This is a genomic window from Streptomyces sp. GESEQ-35 (genome assembly GCF_017948485.1).
GTDB lineage: Bacteria > Actinomycetota > Actinomycetes > Streptomycetales > Streptomycetaceae > Streptomyces.
The window spans coordinates 120,994-136,620 of sequence record NZ_JAFFSX010000014.1 but is presented as its reverse complement, the minus strand read 5'-3'; the positions used below and the strand labels follow the sequence as shown (position 1 = coordinate 136,620).

The following is a 15,627-nucleotide window of genomic DNA, read 5'->3' as shown; positions in this document are numbered from 1 at the left end:
CAGGGAGGGCGATCGTGGCTCTGCGGCACGCGGTGCTGGCGGCCTTGCTGGACGGGGAGTCCAGCGGCTACCAGCTGGCCAAGACATTCGACCTGGGCATGGCCAACTTCTGGCATGCGGTGCCCCAGCAGCTCTATCTGGAGCTGGCCAAGATGGAGAAGAGCGGCCTGGTCGAGGGCCGTAACGTGGTTCAGGAGTCCCGCCCGACCAAGCGGTTGTTCACGATCACCGGCGCCGGTCTCGCCGAGCTCGAGCGCTTCGCCGCGGCTCCGGTCAAGCCGTCCTTCGTCCGGGACGACCTCCTGGTCAAGGTGCAGGCCGTGGACAGCGTCTCCGTGAAAGCCGTGATCGAACAGCTGGAGGAGCGGGCCGCCATCGCCGCGGCCAAGATCGACATCTTCACCCGGTTCCTGCATGGCCTGCGCGGTGACTTGGACGAGCAGGCGTTCCTGACGTCCGGCGACAAGATCGGGCCGTACCTGACCTGTCTGCGCGGCCTCCGTTTCGAGCAGGAACACGCCGACTGGTGCAACGAGACCAGCCGGGTCCTGCGCGCACGACAAGCGATCACACAGGAAGATGCAGCCCCGTGACGACGGTGCCGAAAGAAGAGGCCTAGTCGCGTACGACGTACTGCGCCACCCCGTGCCCCAGCGACCAGTCGACCGACTCGTTCTCGGTCAGGGAAACGAGCACGTTCCGCGGCTCGGTGCCCGCGTAGTCATGGGCGAGTTCGGCGATGCGCCGGTACAGCGCCTGCTTCTGCGCGGGTGTCCGGCCGGCGCGCAGCGTGATCGCGACGAAGACGATGCCGTCGTCGTGGTGGACGCCGAGGTAGTCGTCGTAGCGCAGTGTGCTCGTGGTCCCGTCGTGACCGACCAGGACCTGGAAGCGGTCGTCGGGCGGGATGCCGATGGTTTCCATGAGGGCGTCGTGCACGGCGCGGCCCAGTGCGTCGAGCCGGTCCGGGTCTGCGCCGAGGGCGTCGATACGGACGAAGGGCATGTCAGTTGTACTCCTTCGATGACGGCCGGGCGAAGGCGCGGGCCGGGTTCTCCGTCAGGATCCGGCCCACCAGCTCGGCGCCCAGGGCGACTTCGAGCCGCGTACGCACGCGGCGCAGCAGATACGGCATCCCCGGACCGCCGTTGACCGAGCGGGCCGGAGCGGTCGTCGTGTCGCCGCCGAGGAGGATGCGGTCGCCGAAACCGGCGTCGGCCAGAGCCCGTACGGCGTCCGGCATGCGCCAGTCGGTGGCGTGGTGGGCGTGTGACGGGCCGTCAAAGGCCAGATAGCAGCCACTGAATGCGGCCTCGCGGTGCACGACCAGGTCGGGGGAGCGGTTGAGGTGGCCGAGAACGACCCGCTCCGGCGGAACCGCCAACTCGCCGCACAGCAGGTCGAGTACGTCGAGCGCACCCGTGCCCAGCTCCAGATGGACGGCGATGGCCGCACCGGTCGCGCGGTGCGCCTCGGCCGCCGCGCGCATCGTCCAGCGGGCGTGCGCATCCAGTGCATGGAAGCCGCCCGCGACCTTGATGAACCCGGCGCGCACGCCCGACGTCCCGATGCCTTCGGTCAGTTCCGCGAGGAACACGTCGGCGAGCTTGCCGCGCAGCCCGGCGAGCGTCCCGTCGTCGTAGTGCACGGCCTGGTGCAGCCCGGTCGCTGCGACGACATGCACCCCCGTCTCGCGGGACAGCAATGGCAGATCGGCGGCCCGCCGCCCCATGCCGTACGGCGTCCACTGCACGACGGCCGACCCGCCGGCCGCGCGGAACGCCTCCAGTTCGGCCCGTGCCGCCGAGGCGTCGTTCAACTCCTGACCGGGCAGCCGCGGGCTGCGGAGAAACAGGTGGTCGTGCGCGTCGACGACGCCCAGCTCCCCGGGGCGCACGTCCCCCACAACCGTACGGACCGCAGTCACCACTGCCGGCCCCGCGGCGGCTCGTCCCTTCCCGGCGCCGACAGATGCAAGTGGACGTTGAACATCCGCAGACGCGACGGACCGGCGGGCGCGGCGATCTCGTCGATCCACACGGTCCCCGTGAAGTTCTCCGCCGGGCCCTGCCGGGTGTCGGGTCGTGTCCTCGTGATGCGCATATGTCTCAGGGCTCCTGTCGGGGGGCGAGCAGGGAGAGCAGTCCGCGGACACCCGCGTCGAACGCGGCAGGCGATCCGGACGCGCGGGCCAGGACGTAGCCGCCCTGAACGGTCGCCACGACGGTCGCCGCGATCTCCTCGCCGTCCAGCGAGGACGCGAACTGGCCCTGCTCCTGGCCCTCTTCGACGATCCCGGCGATCCGTTCGCGGAGCCAGTCGAGCGTGTCGTCCACGGGTGCGCGCAGCTCGGGGCTGGACACCACGTCCGGATCCATCGTCAGCCGGCCGATCGGGCAGCCGCGCAGCACGTCGCGCTCGCGCCGCAGATACGCCTCGATGCGTTCGTACGGCGTGCCCGGCCCGTCGATTACTCCCTCGGCGGTAGCCCGCATCTCCTCGGCCGTGCGCCGGATCGCGGCGAGGGCGAGGTCCTGTTTCCCCTTGAAGTGGTGGTACATGCTGCCCTGTCCGGCGCCCGCGCGCTCCAGGATGGCCTTCGGGCTGGTGCCCACGTAACCGCGCTCCCACAGCAGCTCGCGGGTGGACTCGATCAGTCGCTCCGGTGTGCCCATGGAATCACTGTACATACTAGTAGTTACAGAGTCTATGGAGCAGTTCGTCAGGGCCCGCCTACTCCCCGGGAGGTACACACACTGCCGCTGGCCGTACGACGACCAGGACCCCTCCCCGGAGCCAGTCTCGAAGCATCACCGGAAGACCCCTCAAGGGAGATGAACCGAGATGCAGACCCTGGCGAACTGGGACGGCGGGCCCGGCCCGTGGATCCTGTTCTTCCCGCTGATCTGGGCGGCCGTCGTCGTCGGCGCCGTCACGCTGCTGCGCCGCACCGTCTGGCGCGGCCGCCGCGGACCGTGGCGCCCGATGGACGACCACCGCCCCTCGGGCGACTCGCCGATCGCCATGCTCGGCCGGCGCTTCGCCTCCGGCGAGATCGACGAGGACGAGTACTGGCGCCGGCTGTCCGTCCTGGACGAGCAGTTCGGACGCACGGGCAAGGGCGGTGCGGCATGACGTCCCGCCCGTCTCCCACCACCACCCCAAACGAGGCGCTTCGCGCCACCCCTGAGATGACCGAAGTGCGCACCGCCGCACGTGTCGTCGACGCAGTGAAGGTGTACGGCGGTGGCGACACCGCCGTACGCGCCCTGGACGGCGTGAGCGTCGACTTTCCGGCCGGCCGCTTCACCGCGATCATGGGGCCCTCGGGCTCCGGCAAGTCCACCCTGATGCACTGCGCGGCCGGCCTCGACACCCTCACCTCGGGAGCCGCCTTCATCGGCGACACCGAGCTGGGCTCCCTCGACGACCGCCGCCTCACGCTCCTGCGCCGCGACCGGGTGGGCTTCGTGTTCCAGGCGTTCAACCTGGTGCCGACGCTGACCGTCGCCGAGAACATCATGCTGCCGCTGGACCTGGCGGGCACCAAGGGCGACCCGGAGTGGACCGACGCGCTGATCGACGTGGTCGGTCTGCGCGACCGGCTCCACCACCGGCCCTCCGAACTCTCCGGCGGCCAGCAGCAACGCGTCGCCGTGGCCCGGGCGTTCGCCGGACAGCCGGACGTGGTCTTCGCCGACGAGCCGACCGGCAACCTCGACTCCCGTTCCGGCGAGGAGGTCCTGGGCCTGCTCGGCCGCGCCGTACGCCGGACGGGCCGCACGGTCGTCATGGTCACCCACGACCCGGCCGCCGCCGCCCATGCCGACGAGGTCGTCTTCCTCGCGGACGGACGCCTGGTGGACCGTATGGAATCCCCGACCGCCGACAAGATCCTTGACCGCTTGAAAGCCTTCGAGGTGCCGTCATGAACGCCTCAGTACGCCTGAGCGTGTCCTCCCTGCGCGCCCACAAACGCCGCTTCGCCGGTACGTTCTTCGCGGTGTTCCTCGGCGTGGCGTTCCTCGCCGGGACGCTCGTCATGGGCGACACGCTGCGCGCCAGCTTCGACACCATGTTCGGCAACGCCACCAGCGGCACCGACGCCGTCGTCCGCAGCGCCGACGCCATCACCACGCCCGGCGAGAGCGAGGGCGTGCGGGAGCCGGTCGCCGCGGACCTGGTCGACTCCGTCGAGCAGGTGGAGGGCGTGGCGGCCGCGGCACCCGACATCCAGGGCGCCGGCCAGCTCGTCGGCAAGGACGGCGACCCCATCGGTGGCCAGGGCCCGCCCACCCTCGCCGGGAACTGGATCACCGACCCGGAGCTGAACTCGTACCAACTCGCCGAAGGCCGCGCCCCGGAGAAGTCCGGAGAGGTCGTCGTCAACCGCGGAGCCGCGGAGCAGGGCGACCTGAAGATCGGTGACACGACGGTCCTGCGTACGCCCGACCCCGTGCAGGTGAAGATCGTCGGGCTCGCGACGTTCGGCGGCGAGGACGGCATGGCGCAGGTGACCTACACCGGCATGACGCGCGCCGACGCCGAGAAGTACCTCACGGCCCGCCCCGGCGAGGCGGCGAGCATTCTCGTGCGGGCCGGTCCCGGCGTCAGTGAGCAGGACCTGGTCGACCGGCTGACTCCCGCACTGCCCAAGGGGGTTGAGGCCATCACCGGACAGGAGTCGGCCGAGGAGAACACGGAGATGATCTCCAGCCAGTTCCTGGCCATCTTCACCACCCTCCTGCTGGTGTTCTCCGGCATCGCCCTGCTGGTCGCGACCTTCTCCATCCACAACACCTTCGCGATCGTCGTGGCCCAACGCACCCGGGAGAACGCCCTGTTGCGTGCCCTCGGCGCGTCCCGCCGTCAGGTGACCGCGTCGACCCTGGTCGAGGCGAGCGTCGTGGCCGTGACCGCGTCGGTGGCCGGTCTGGCGGGTGGGATCGGCATCGCTGCCGGGTTGCAGATGCTGTTCCCGGCGATCGGATTCCCGTTCCCCGAGGGTGACTTGGTCGTCAAGGCGCTGTCGATGGCACTGCCGCTGGCGGTCGGCGTCGTGGTCTGCCTGGGCTCCGCCCTGCTGCCCGCCGTACGCGCCGGAAGTACCGCACCGCTGGCCGCGCTGCGTGAGACCTCCGTCGACCAGTCGGGCGCCTCCGGCCCGCGTGCCGTCCTCGGCTCGGGCCTTGCCGCCCTGGCCGTCGCGGTGACGCTCACCGGTGTGCTGGTGTCCCCGTCCATCTGGCTGGCGGGCACCGGTGCCGTCCTGGCCCTGGTCTCCTTCGTGGTCCTCGGCCCGGTCGCTTCCTCGACGGCCGTACGGATCCTCGGCGTGCCGCTCGACCGGCTGCGCGGCGTCACCGGCGGGCTCGCCCGGCGCAACGCTCTGCGCAGCCCCAAGCGGACGGCCGCCACCGCGAGCGCCCTGATGATCGGCGTGGCCGTGGTTTCGCTGTTCACGGTGTTCGGGGCCTCGCTGAAGGCCACCATGGACCAGACCGTGTCGCGGTCCTTCGCGGGCGACGTCGCCGTGAGCACCCCGTCGTTCGGGGCGGGCGGCAGCGGACTGAGCCCTCGGCTCGCCGGAGCCGTCCAGGACCTCCCCGAGGTCGACACGGCCGTAGGACTCGGCCGCGGCGTGGCCGAAGTCGACGGCAAGGGACGGGCGTTGACCGTCACCGACCCGGTCGCCCTGGAGCGCACCTTCGACCTCGGCAACGTTCAGGGCAACCTGCGCGATCTCGGCTCCGACGGCATCGCCATCACCAAGAGCGAGGCCGACAAGCAGCACCTCGAGACCGGCGACACCGCCCAACTCGTCTTCACTGACGGCGAGAGGGAGACGTTCACCGTCCGCGCGGTCTACGGCCAGTCGGAACTCGCAGGCGACTACGTCATCACGCGGGCCGCCTGGGCCCCGCACCGCACTCAGGACTCCGACAGCCTGGTCGCCGTCTCCTTCAGGGACGGTGTGAGCGCGGACGCGGGCAAGGCCGCGGTGGAGAAGGTGGCCGACCAGTACGGCAACCCGGAGGTGCAGACCCGCGATGACTACGCGCAGTCCGCGGCCGGCGGCATCGACATGATGCTGACCCTCGTCTACGCGCTGCTCGCCCTCGCGGTCCTCATCGCCCTCCTCGGCATCGCCAACACCCTCACCCTGGCGATCCACGAGCGCACCCGCGAACTGGGCCTGCTCCGGGCCGTCGGCCAGACCCGAGCCCAGCTGCGGGCCATGGTCCGCTGGGAGTCGGTCCTGGTCGCCGCGTTCGGCACGGTGGGCGGCCTCGGCCTCGGCGCCTTCCTCGGCTGGGTACTGGTGAAGGCCTCCGACGGTGCGAGCGACAGTGCCTTCGCCTTCGCGGTGCCGCCGCTGCAACTGGCGGTGGTGGCCCTGGTCGGACTGGCGGCCGGAGCCCTGGCAGGCCTGCGTCCGGCACGGCGCGCGGCACGGCTGGACGTCCTGCGGGCGATAGCCACAGAGTGACGGCAAGGGCCCACCGGGTTTCACCGGTCCCGCGCGTCGGCCGAGCAGTCAAACGCATATCACCGCCCGGTCAGCCGGCAACGGCCGACCGGGCGGGAGCATGTCCGGACCGATGGGCGTCGACCGTGCGCTCGACCTCCGCGAACACGGGCACGGGCGTGTTGCTCTCCGCGCGGCGCGGCGGGCACGCGGCGGCCACGGAACGCGCGGCCGTGGGAGTGTGCAGCGTGAACCACACGACCTTGCCCGACTCCCCGTCCGGCCGCACTCCCCAGCTCTCGCTGACGGCGGCCACCATCGCCAGACCCCGCCCACAGGTCGCGAGCGAATCGGCGTCGTTGACCACAGGGAGACGCGGGTCGTGGTCGCGCACCGAGACCTTGAGCCGGTCGAGGAGCAGTTCTATCTCCACGGTGCACATCTTGTCGGGCTGCGCGTGCTGGTGGACGTTGGTCAACAGCTCTGTCACACCGAGCGCGGCCCGGTCGATGAGAGTGTCCAAATGCCAGTACCGCAACTGTGCCGATACGATTCTGCGGACCTGTCCGATCCGCGACGGCAGGGCTTGGAGCTCCACCGTGCAGTGTCTGCTTGGGTGACTGATCACGGCTGCGACTCCCCGACGTGAGGTGGGAAGAACACGAACGTACGGATCCAGCAGGATGCGTGCGTGAAACGGCCGCCTGCTGTCGTGGCCGGCGGGCTGGTTCGCAGCGTTATCGCCGGTAAACCCAGAGTGACGTGAAACCAGCGTGACGCAAGGGGTGCAGTACCGCAACTCGCGGTCGTCCCGCCGACCGCGCTGTGCAACAGGTCAGCGGTTACGTCCCGCGGCCCGGCTTACAGCCTCGATGAACCGGCGCGCCGCGGGCGGGCCCGGCTCGCCCGGTGCCGGGTCGTGGTCGCCGAGGGTCAGCAGGTACCGCTTGCCGTTGAGGTCCGCCAGCGCCCGGTCCTCCGGTGCGAACCAGGGCCGCGACGCGCGCACCGCCTGTACCGGCGCGCTGTCGATCTCGCTGCCGTAACTGGTGAGCAACTCCAGCCTGCCGCCACTGATCCGGACCTGTCCGGCCCGGGTGAGCGAGCGCAGTCGCTTCCCGATCCGCACTCCAGTGGCCTTGAACTCCGGCTCCGCCATCCCGCCCCGCCCCCTCGTGCGTGTCGGTGTGCCGGCCGTGATCCTTCGTGGGCCGGCTCCTGTCGTGATCCAGTGTGCGTCCCTGTGCGGGGTCCGTGTTCCGTTCCGGACCGGCGTCCTGCCCGGGCCTGTGTCCCGTCCGGTGCAGTCTGCCCGCAGCCGACGTCGAGCACCAGTACGCACGCCACGCTCGGCATGGGTGTGCGGAGCACTCGCGCGAATGCGCCCCCAGGCTGCCTCCAGGGTGGCCTTTGGGGTACTCAAAGGTGCGTTTATGCAGGTGAGAAGCGTGCGGAAGGTGTTTATGATCGGTGCTACGGCCGCGCGAACCGTCGTGGACGACAGCCGTGAGGAGCACCGCCGTGAGCACTACCGAGCAGACCCCGACCGGCGTGACCCTCGACGTCGACCACAGTGACGCCGTGTACCGCGGCTGGCTGAAAGAAGCCGTCCGCAAGGTACAGGCCGATGCCAACCGTTCGGCCGACACGCACCTGCTCCGCTTCCCGCTGCCGGAGAAGTGGGGCATCGACCTGTATCTCAAGGACGAGTCCACCCACCCGACCGGCAGCCTCAAACACCGGCTCGCCCGCTCGCTGTTCCTGTACGGCCTGTGCAACGGCTGGATCCGGCCGGGCCGCCCGGTGATCGAGGCGTCCAGTGGCTCCACGGCCGTCTCCGAGGCGTACTTCGCGGGGCTCATCGGCGTGCCCTTCATCGCCGTCATGCCGCGCACGACGAGCGCCGAGAAGTGCCGCCTCATCGAGTTCCACGGCGGGCAGTGCCACTTCGTGGACGACTCGCGCAGGATGTACGAGGAGTCCGCCCGCCTCGCGGTGGAGACCGGCGGCCACTACATGGACCAGTTCACTTACGCCGAACGGGCCACGGACTGGCGCGGCAACAACAACATCGCCGAATCGATCTTCCGTCAGCTTCGGCTGGAGCGGTTCCCGGAGCCCGCGTGGATCGTCGCCACGGCCGGCACCGGCGGCACCTCCGCGACCCTCGCGCGCTATGTGCACTACATGCAGTACGACACCCGTATCTGTGTCGCCGACCCGGAGAACTCGTGCTTCTTCGAGGGCTGGACCACCGGCGATCCGGACGTCACCTGTGACTGCGGCTCGCGTATCGAGGGCATCGGCCGGCCGCGCATGGAGCCGAGCTTCGTGCCCGGGGCCATCGACCGGATGATGAAGGTGCCCGACGCGGCGAGCGTGGCGGCCGTACGCGCCCTGGAGCAGGCCATCGGCCGCAAGGCGGGCGGCTCGACCGGCACCGGTCTGTGGAGCGCGCTGAAGATCGTCGCCGAGATGGTGGCCGAGGGGCGGCGGGGGAGCGTGGTGACATTGCTGTGCGACCCCGGCGACCGCTATCTCGACAAGTACTACTCGGACGCGTGGCTGGCCGAGCAGGGCCTGGACATCGCGCCGTACACGGCGGCGATCGACTCGCTGCTGGAGACGGGGATCTGGCCGTCCTGAGCCGGCGCGCCGCATAGTCGCCGGTCCAGTGTCGTCTTGGGTCGCCGTGCTGCCCGGCCGGTCGGTCCAGTGTCGTCCTGAGTCAGCGCGTCGCCAGCCGCCGGTCCAGGGCCGTGACCGCGTCCCGGAACGCCCGGCCCAGTCCTGTCCGGGCGAGTCTCAGCACCATGCGGAACGGAGGCGTCCCGTCGGCGGCGAACGTCCACTGCACCCGGGTGCCCGTCCCGGCCGGCGTCAGCCGCCACTCCTCGACCAGCGCACGCGCCCCGGGGGCGTTGGCCTCGTCGATGCGGTAGGCGTACACCTCGGGCCCCTTCGCGGCGAGGATCGTCTCCTGGAACCGTGTGCCGCCCTTGAGCCGGATCTCGCGCCCGGCGCCGTCGTCGGTGGGCCGGGCCAGCGTCACCGCCGAGAACCAGTCCACCCAGCCCGGCACATCTTCGGCGAGCGCGGAGAAGACCGCCTCGGGCGGCGCGGAGACCTCCCGCGCGAAGACGAGACGTACGGGCGCTGAGCCGACGAAGTCGAGCCCCACCGGGCGCAGACGGTGAGCCATGGACGACAACCTCCAGCAGAGAGGCGGGCGTTGACCGGGCAGCCTCACCCTAGCTGACGTACCGTCAGCTGTCTGCGTCCTCCTCGGACTCACCCGCCACCACCAGCCGGCGCAGATGCTCCGCGACCTCGTCGCGGGCCTCGGCCGGCAGTCCCGCGTCCGTCACCAGCGTGTCGACCTGCTCCAGCGCCGCGAACGAACTCAGGCCCACCGTCCCCCACTTGGTGTGGTCCGCGACCACCACGACCCGCCGCGCCGACTGCACGAGCCGCCGGTTGGTCTCGGCCTCCGCGAGGTTCGGCGTAGACAGGCCGGCCTCCACCGATATCCCGTGCACGCCGAGGAACAGCACATCGAAGTGGAGCGCGGCGATCGCCTGGTCGGCCACCGGACCCACGAGGGAGTCGGAGGGCGTGCGCACACCTCCGGTCAGGACAACCGTCGCCGCGCCCTGCCGTGGACCCGAGGTGCGCTGCGCGGCGTGGAAGACGTCGGCGACCCGGACCGAGTTGGTGACGACCGTCAGGTCAGGAACGTCGAGCAGATGGTGCGCCAGCGCGAAGGTCGTCGTACCGCCCGACAGGGCGATCGCGGTGCCCGGCGCCACCAGCTGCGCCGCGGTCCGCGCGATGTCCTCCTTGGCCGTCAGCTCCAGGCCCGACTTGGCCTCGAAACCCGGCTCGTGCGTGCTCGCCTCGACCAGCGGGACCGCGCCGCCGTGCACCTTCTCCAGCACGCCCTGCCGCGCGAGCGCGTCCAGGTCGCGGCGCACGGTCATGTCCGACACGCCGAGCTTGCGGGTCAGCTCGTTCACACGGACACCGCCGCGACGCCGCACCTCGTCCAGGATCAGGGCGCGCCGCTGCTCCGCGAGGAGGTTCTGATTCTCACTCACGTACGCTCCGGTTCCTTTCGTCCAAGGGCCGTCCGACACGCCCAGCACACCCGCTCCGACAAGCACATTCTCCCCGATCCGGGGCGCAGACGACCCATCCTTTCACGTGTCGGCGCGGGTCGCGTCACCGCGTGTCCCGTCGCGCGCATGTCACTCGGACACCATCCGATGTCCGTCTGTCACTCGGATCGGGGAGATTCCGTGACGAGAGGTGTGCGGACCATATAAAGCGGAGATCCTTAGGCCCGCACGGGCACATGCCGACGGCGCGTCACGGGGGAAGTGCGAGATCAGTGGAACGTGTCTTGTCCGAGGGGGCGGACGGACCCGCCCAGAAGTCCGAGAATCCCGGCATCGCCCTGGAGCTCCTGGTCCACGGCGTCGGCGGCGCCACACCCGAGAAGATGCTCGACGATCCACGGACGGTCCGGGTCACCGGCGACGACACGGCGGCCGTCTTCCGGCGCGCCGACGACGCCGAAGCCGAGACCAGCCCCGGCGAGCACCGCAGCGGACCGGTGCCCGAGGCCTACGTCTGGTCCAACCTCACCTCCGGCAACAGCGCCCGCGCCCTGTGGCTGCTGTTGCTGCCGTTCATGGTCGTCAACCTCGCCCACTGGATGCGCCCCAGCGCCCGGGGCCGTGACCGCACGGTGCGGTTGTACGGGCTGCTGGTGCGGCTCGCCGGACTGACCTTGACGGTGCTGCTCGTCGCGGCCGCGTGCGAGGTCGCCCTCGACCTGACGGCGTGGCAGTGCGCGGGCACGCGCGCGTGCGCCGAACGGCACTCCTGGCTGGGCTTCCTGTCCCCGACCGAAGGCGGCTGGTGGAGCCTGCCCGGACGCCGGCTCGCGCTCGCCGCCCTGGTGCCCGCCGCGCTCACCGGCCTGCTGTGGTACCTCTCCCGCCGCACCTGGAGCGCCTACGAGTCCCGGCAGCCGATCTCCCGCAGCGCCGAGCCCGACGAGGACACCAGCCGTACCGCCCTGGGCCGGCCCGGCTTCTGGTACGGGCGGCGCCTGGTGGCCCGGCTGCGTGCCGCACACACCGCGGCGGGCCTGCTGACGGTCGCCGCCGCGGTCGGCACCTCGGCGGCCCGGTTCGACCGCAGGCCCGGCGGGCCCGCCCTCCTCGACACGCTGAGCTGGCTGCTGGCCGGGGCGCTCCTCGCGGGTGCCGCCGCCGTCGTGTGGGTGGTCTGCCGCCGGGGCCGCAGCGAGAACCACCTCGACCAGGAACTCGACGAGCACCTCGTACGACGGCTGCCGCTCGCCGCGCTCGTCCTGCTCGCCCTTTCCATGGTGTACGCCGGGTGGGAACGCCCGGGCTGGGTGTCGCAGGGCCGCCTGCCGGGCGACACGACCTTCGGCGGTATCGCCCTCCTCCAGGGTCTGCTCGTCATCGTCCTGGCCGTGGTCGCCCACCTGCTCTACCGCACCCACCCCGAACCCCGCGCCGCGATGCACGGTCTCGGGGGACCCGCCGTGGCGATGCTGGCCTGCGCACTGGGCGGGGTGATGTCCGGCGGCCTGTCGCAGCGGGTCGCCGACTGGCTGGACGGCACGCGGGCGTCCGTTCCCGGTCCGCCGGTTCTGCTCACCTGGCAGTCGTCCGTGATCCCGCCGCTGCTCGTCGTCCTGCTGCTGCTCTGCGGTCTGCTGGGACGGCGCACCTGGCTGCTGCGCCGCGCCGAACTGGCAACGGTACGAACCGACCGGCCGGGCGACCCCGAGGACCCCACACGCACCCGCCGCATCGCGAACACCCTCGCCATGGCCACGCTCACCGACCGGGCGCCGCTTCTCGTCGCCGTCGTCTCCACCACGACCCTGCTCCTGGGCGCCGGCGCACTCGTCGGCGCCATGGCGAGCGACAAGGTGCCCAGCGAGGCCACCGAGGCGACACACCCCTTCCTCCACGGCGCCGCCGAGACGGCACAGGCACTGGGCTCCTGGCTGATCGGGCTCGGCTTCATACTGTTCGTCACCTGGGGCCGGCGCGCCTACAAGGACGCCTCCGCGCGGCGCACGATCGGCATCCTGTGGGACGTCGGCACGTTCTGGCCGCGCGCCGCCCACCCCTTCGCCCCGCCCTGCTACGCCGAGCGGGCCGTGCCCGACCTGACGTGGCGCATGGCGACCTGGACCGACGCCACCGGCGGACGCCTCGTCATCTCCGGCCACTCCCAGGGCAGCGTGCTCGCAGCCGCCGCGGCCTGGCAGCTGACACCGGCCGTGCGCAAGCGGGTCGCCCTGCTGACGTACGGCTCCCCGCTCGAGCGCCTCTACGGCCGCTGGTTCCCGGCCCACTTCGGCCCGGCCGCCCTCAGCTCCCTGCACCACGACGTCGACTGCTGGCGCAACCTCTACCGCCTCACCGACCCCATCGGCGGACCGGTACGGCTGCCCGGCGACTGTGGCCCCGAAGTGGACCACGACGCCCTCAAGGATCCCCTGGCCTACGGCCGCACGGACACGCATCCGCTGCCCGCCCCCATCCTCGGCCATTCCGACTACCAGGCCGACCCGGCGTTCGCCGAGGAACGGGAGCGGCTGCTGGCCCGGTTGCGGCCGGAGCTGCCCGGACCGCGCCGCAAGGGGGAGGCTCAGGGCGAGTCGGGCAAGTCCTCGGCGTAGAGAAGCGTGAGGTCGTCCGTGCTCGGCTCCTCGAACTGCGCGACCCGGCTCGCGTGCCGTTCCACCATCGCCTCGAAGGTCTGGCGGGCGGTGCGGCCGTTACCGAAGGCCGGGCCCTTGGGGATCACCGTGAAGTACTTCAGCAGGGCCTCCGAGGCGCCGGGTGCCAGCCGGTACTCGTGCTCCTCGGCCTGCTGCCGCACGATGCGCAGCAGCTCTTCGGCGGTGTAGTCGCTGAAGGTGATGGTCCGGGAGAAGCGGGAGGCCACGCCGGGGTTGACCGACAGGAATCGCTCCATCTCGGCCGTGTAGCCGGCGACGATCACCACGACCGCGTCCCGGTGGTCCTCCATCAGCTTCACCAGCGTGTCGATGGCCTCACGGCCGAAGTCCCGGCCCGAGTCCTCCGGGGACAGCGCGTAGGCCTCGTCGACGAACAGCACACCGCCGCGCGCCCGGTCGAAGGCCTCCTGGGTGCGGATCGCCGTGGAGCCGATGTGCTCGCCGACCAGGTCGACGCGGGACACCTCGACGAGATGGCCCTTCTCCAGCACGCCGAGCGAGGCCAGGATCTCGCCGTAGAGACGGGCGACCGTCGTCTTGCCGGTGCCGGGGGAGCCGGTGAAGACCAAGTGGCGCTTGACGGATGCCGCCTTGAGGCCCGCCTGCCGGCGGCGCCGGCCCACCTCGATCATGTCGGTCAGCGCCCGCACCTCGCGCTTGACGCTCTCCAGGCCGACCAGCGCGTCGAGTTCACCGAGGACGGCCTTCGAGGTCCGCGTCGGCTTCTCCGGCGTGGTGGCGGCGACGAGCGGCTCCTGCTCGGTGGTGCGCTGCCCCGGGATCGCGCCCAGCAGGCCCGGCGACTGACTGACCGTCTGTATGGCCGGCTCCCGCGCCGCGGGCGGCTTGAGGCCCCCGCTCTCGTCGCTGGTGCAGTCCTCCACGACCGGACCGGCGCCCGCTGCCTCCGGGCCGCTGTCGGCGAACTCGTACCCGCCGCGCGCGCACCGCTCCGTACGGCACTTCTTCAGCGTCGTACGGCAGCCGTCGATCACATGGAAGCCGTAGCCGGCACTGCCCGTCACCCGGCAGTTCAGGAAGGTGCCGCGTCCGCCGGCCGACACATAGAAACCGGCTTCCGCGGGGGAGTCGACCGTGCATCGCTCGATGGTGGGGTCGGCGCCCTTGGTGACGATCACGCCGGTCTGCACGCCGTCCAGCGTGCAGCCGTTGAGGGTGCCGCCGCTGCCGTGGTCGCGGAACCAGGCGCCCGTCGCCGCGTCCCGGATGCGGCAGTCGTCGAGCTGCGCGGTGGCGCCGTCGCTCACCGACACGGCCGTGTTGCGCACCTGCGAGAGGTCGCTGTCGACGACGTCCGCGCGGGAGCCGCGGTCCAGGACGAACAGCGCGTCCGGCACGTCGTGCACCCGGCAGGAGTCGAGGACCGCGGTGGCGCCGTCACTGACCCACACCGCCGGATAGTCGCCGGTGCTGTCGAAGATCTCGCACTGGTTGGCGTCCACCCGGGTGCCCGGATCCCATACCGACAGGCCGTTGCGGCCGAACTGACGCACCGTCGTCCGGGTCAGCGTCAGCACGGAACGCGAGCGCAGGTCGACCGCGTTCTCCGGGATGTCATGGATGCGGCAGTCCGCCAGGGTCAGCACCGCGTCGGTGTCGAGGGTGACCCCGTCGGCGGTGGTGCGGTGCACATCGCAGTCGGTGAGGTGCGCGGTGGCCCGGCCGGTGACCTGCACGCCGCTGCCCCGGACCTCGTACACCTCGCAACCCACGGCCTCAAGCGCCGAGTTCTCGCCGGTCGCCGTCAGGCCGGCGCCCGAGGTGTGGTGGATGCGGCAGCGCTCCAGGCGCGGGTGGGCACCCCCGCGCACCGCGACGCCGGACTGGCCGGCCGCGACGACCTCGCACTCCTCGAACACCCCGCCCCCGCCGTCGAGTACGGCGATGCCGATGCCGGCCGGATTGTCCACGGTGCAGCGCCGCACGGTCGGCCGGGCGCCGCCGCGGACCTCGATGCCGGACGCGGACCGCGTGACGATCCGCACGTCCGACAACTCGGGGGCGCCCTCTTCGACGAGCAGTGCTGGCGCGGCCGTGTCCTGGCCCTCCACATGCACGTCCTGGACCACCGCGGAGGCGCGCACGGTCAACGGCACCCCGTCCAGGGGCGCGATGCGCACCGAACCGGGGGAGCCCTCGGGTCCGCGCAGGGTCACCGCCCGCTGCACCACGAGGTTCTCCCGGTAGGTGCCGGGAGCAACGGTGAGGACGTCGCCGTCGGCCGCGGCCTCCAGGGCGGCGGCGAGCGATGCGTACTCACCCGTGCGGCGACGCCACCGCGATGTGCCGGAGTGCGTCACCTGGACCGTGCCCTGTGCCATGGCGTTGCTGTGCCCCCACC

General features: G+C 71.5%; 14 protein-coding genes and 1 pseudogene. 6 read left to right on the top strand and 9 right to left on the bottom strand.

The window, feature by feature from the left end:
* Nucleotides 1-14: 14 nt before the first annotated feature.
* Nucleotides 15-593, top strand: coding sequence for a PadR family transcriptional regulator (locus KCH87_RS26475; protein WP_210588762.1), 579 nt, complete (start codon nucleotides 15-17; stop codon nucleotides 591-593).
* A 22-nt stretch (nucleotides 594-615) separates the two neighbouring features.
* Here the strand turns inward: KCH87_RS26475 and KCH87_RS26470 are convergent, their stop codons facing one another.
* From KCH87_RS26470 to KCH87_RS26455, 4 genes and pseudogenes are all read right to left on the bottom strand, one after another.
* Complete coding sequence (locus KCH87_RS26470; protein WP_210588761.1) at nucleotides 616-1,005, bottom strand: tautomerase family protein; 390 nt, start codon at nucleotides 1,003-1,005, stop codon at nucleotides 616-618.
* 1 nt (nucleotide 1,006) lies between these two features.
* A complete protein-coding gene (locus tag KCH87_RS26465; RefSeq protein ID WP_210588760.1) occupies nucleotides 1,007-1,927 on the bottom strand; it encodes a phosphotriesterase in 921 nt (306 codons plus the stop codon).
* A gap of 29 nt (nucleotides 1,928-1,956) precedes the next feature.
* Nucleotides 1,957-2,103, bottom strand: a pseudogene (locus KCH87_RS26460) (cupin domain-containing protein); the annotation flags it as partial.
* A gap of 5 nt (nucleotides 2,104-2,108) precedes the next feature.
* Nucleotides 2,109-2,675 carry a TetR/AcrR family transcriptional regulator gene (locus tag KCH87_RS26455; protein ID WP_210588759.1) on the bottom strand — a complete coding sequence of 189 codons (567 nt, stop codon included), beginning with the start codon at nucleotides 2,673-2,675 and terminating at the stop codon, nucleotides 2,109-2,111.
* A 169-nt stretch (nucleotides 2,676-2,844) separates the two neighbouring features.
* Between KCH87_RS26455 and KCH87_RS26450 the strand changes: the two genes are divergently transcribed.
* From KCH87_RS26450 to KCH87_RS26440, 3 genes are read left to right on the top strand one after another with little or no spacing between them, the layout of a single operon-like run.
* Nucleotides 2,845-3,135, top strand: coding sequence for an SHOCT domain-containing protein (locus KCH87_RS26450; protein WP_210588758.1), 291 nt, complete (start codon nucleotides 2,845-2,847; stop codon nucleotides 3,133-3,135).
* Nucleotides 3,136-3,191: 56 nt separating this feature from the next.
* Nucleotides 3,192-3,932: an ABC transporter ATP-binding protein gene (locus KCH87_RS26445; RefSeq protein ID WP_210588824.1), complete on the top strand. Its 741-nt coding sequence runs from the start codon at nucleotides 3,192-3,194 to the stop codon at nucleotides 3,930-3,932.
* Nucleotides 3,929-6,490: an ABC transporter permease gene (locus tag KCH87_RS26440; protein ID WP_210588757.1), complete on the top strand. Its 2,562-nt coding sequence runs from the start codon at nucleotides 3,929-3,931 to the stop codon at nucleotides 6,488-6,490. The genes KCH87_RS26445 and KCH87_RS26440 overlap by 4 nt, the downstream gene beginning before the upstream one ends.
* Nucleotides 6,491-6,560: 70 nt before the next feature.
* Here KCH87_RS26440 and KCH87_RS26435 read toward each other — a convergent pair whose 3' ends face one another.
* A complete protein-coding gene (locus tag KCH87_RS26435) occupies nucleotides 6,561-7,097 on the bottom strand; it encodes an ATP-binding protein (RefSeq protein ID WP_210588756.1) in 537 nt (178 codons plus the stop codon).
* A 207-nt stretch (nucleotides 7,098-7,304) separates the two neighbouring features.
* Complete coding sequence (locus KCH87_RS26430) at nucleotides 7,305-7,628, bottom strand: hypothetical protein (RefSeq protein ID WP_210588755.1); 324 nt, start codon at nucleotides 7,626-7,628, stop codon at nucleotides 7,305-7,307.
* Between the two features lie 362 nt (nucleotides 7,629-7,990).
* Here KCH87_RS26430 and KCH87_RS26425 point away from each other — a divergent pair, with 362 nt between their 5' ends.
* Complete coding sequence (locus tag KCH87_RS26425; RefSeq protein WP_210588754.1) at nucleotides 7,991-9,115, top strand: PLP-dependent cysteine synthase family protein; 1,125 nt, start codon at nucleotides 7,991-7,993, stop codon at nucleotides 9,113-9,115.
* Between the two features lie 82 nt (nucleotides 9,116-9,197).
* On the opposite strand, the gene KCH87_RS26420 is transcribed toward KCH87_RS26425, so the two are convergent.
* Together KCH87_RS26420 and KCH87_RS26415 are read right to left on the bottom strand one after the other, a co-directional pair.
* Nucleotides 9,198-9,671, bottom strand: a complete 474-nt coding sequence (locus KCH87_RS26420; RefSeq protein WP_210588753.1) for an SRPBCC family protein — start codon at nucleotides 9,669-9,671, stop codon at nucleotides 9,198-9,200.
* 64 nt (nucleotides 9,672-9,735) lie between these two features.
* Entirely contained in the window at nucleotides 9,736-10,566 is an 831-nt protein-coding gene (locus tag KCH87_RS26415) for a DeoR/GlpR family DNA-binding transcription regulator (protein ID WP_210588752.1), read from the bottom strand.
* A 257-nt stretch (nucleotides 10,567-10,823) separates the two neighbouring features.
* On the opposite strand from KCH87_RS26415, the gene KCH87_RS26410 reads away from it, so the two are divergent.
* Nucleotides 10,824-13,202 carry a hypothetical protein gene (locus tag KCH87_RS26410; RefSeq protein WP_210588751.1) on the top strand — a complete coding sequence of 793 codons (2,379 nt, stop codon included), beginning with the start codon at nucleotides 10,824-10,826 and terminating at the stop codon, nucleotides 13,200-13,202.
* On the opposite strand, the gene KCH87_RS26405 is transcribed toward KCH87_RS26410, so the two are convergent.
* Nucleotides 13,172-15,607 carry a right-handed parallel beta-helix repeat-containing protein gene (locus tag KCH87_RS26405; RefSeq protein WP_210588750.1) on the bottom strand — a complete coding sequence of 812 codons (2,436 nt, stop codon included), beginning with the start codon at nucleotides 15,605-15,607 and terminating at the stop codon, nucleotides 13,172-13,174. The genes KCH87_RS26410 and KCH87_RS26405 overlap by 31 nt on opposite strands.
* Nucleotides 15,608-15,627 lie beyond the last annotated feature (20 nt).

What these genes read in the sequence shown, in the direction of transcription:
- KCH87_RS26470 (WP_210588761.1), bottom strand. Translation starts at nt 1,005, where the DNA reads ATGCCCTTCGTCCGTATCGACGCCCTCGGCGCAGACCCGGACCGGCTC.
- KCH87_RS26455 (WP_210588759.1), bottom strand. Translation starts at nt 2,675, where the DNA reads ATGGGCACACCGGAGCGACTGATCGAGTCCACCCGCGAGCTGCTGTGG.
- KCH87_RS26450 (WP_210588758.1), top strand. Translation starts at nt 2,845, where the DNA reads ATGCAGACCCTGGCGAACTGGGACGGCGGGCCCGGCCCGTGGATCCTG.
- KCH87_RS26445 (WP_210588824.1), top strand. Translation starts at nt 3,192, where the DNA reads ATGACCGAAGTGCGCACCGCCGCACGTGTCGTCGACGCAGTGAAGGTG.
- KCH87_RS26440 (WP_210588757.1), top strand. Translation starts at nt 3,929, where the DNA reads ATGAACGCCTCAGTACGCCTGAGCGTGTCCTCCCTGCGCGCCCACAAA.
- KCH87_RS26430 (WP_210588755.1), bottom strand. Translation starts at nt 7,628, where the DNA reads ATGGCGGAGCCGGAGTTCAAGGCCACTGGAGTGCGGATCGGGAAGCGA.
- KCH87_RS26420 (WP_210588753.1), bottom strand. Translation starts at nt 9,671, where the DNA reads ATGGCTCACCGTCTGCGCCCGGTGGGGCTCGACTTCGTCGGCTCAGCG.
- KCH87_RS26410 (WP_210588751.1), top strand. Translation starts at nt 10,824, where the DNA reads ATGCCGACGGCGCGTCACGGGGGAAGTGCGAGATCAGTGGAACGTGTC.
- KCH87_RS26405 (WP_210588750.1), bottom strand. Translation starts at nt 15,607, where the DNA reads ATGGCACAGGGCACGGTCCAGGTGACGCACTCCGGCACATCGCGGTGG.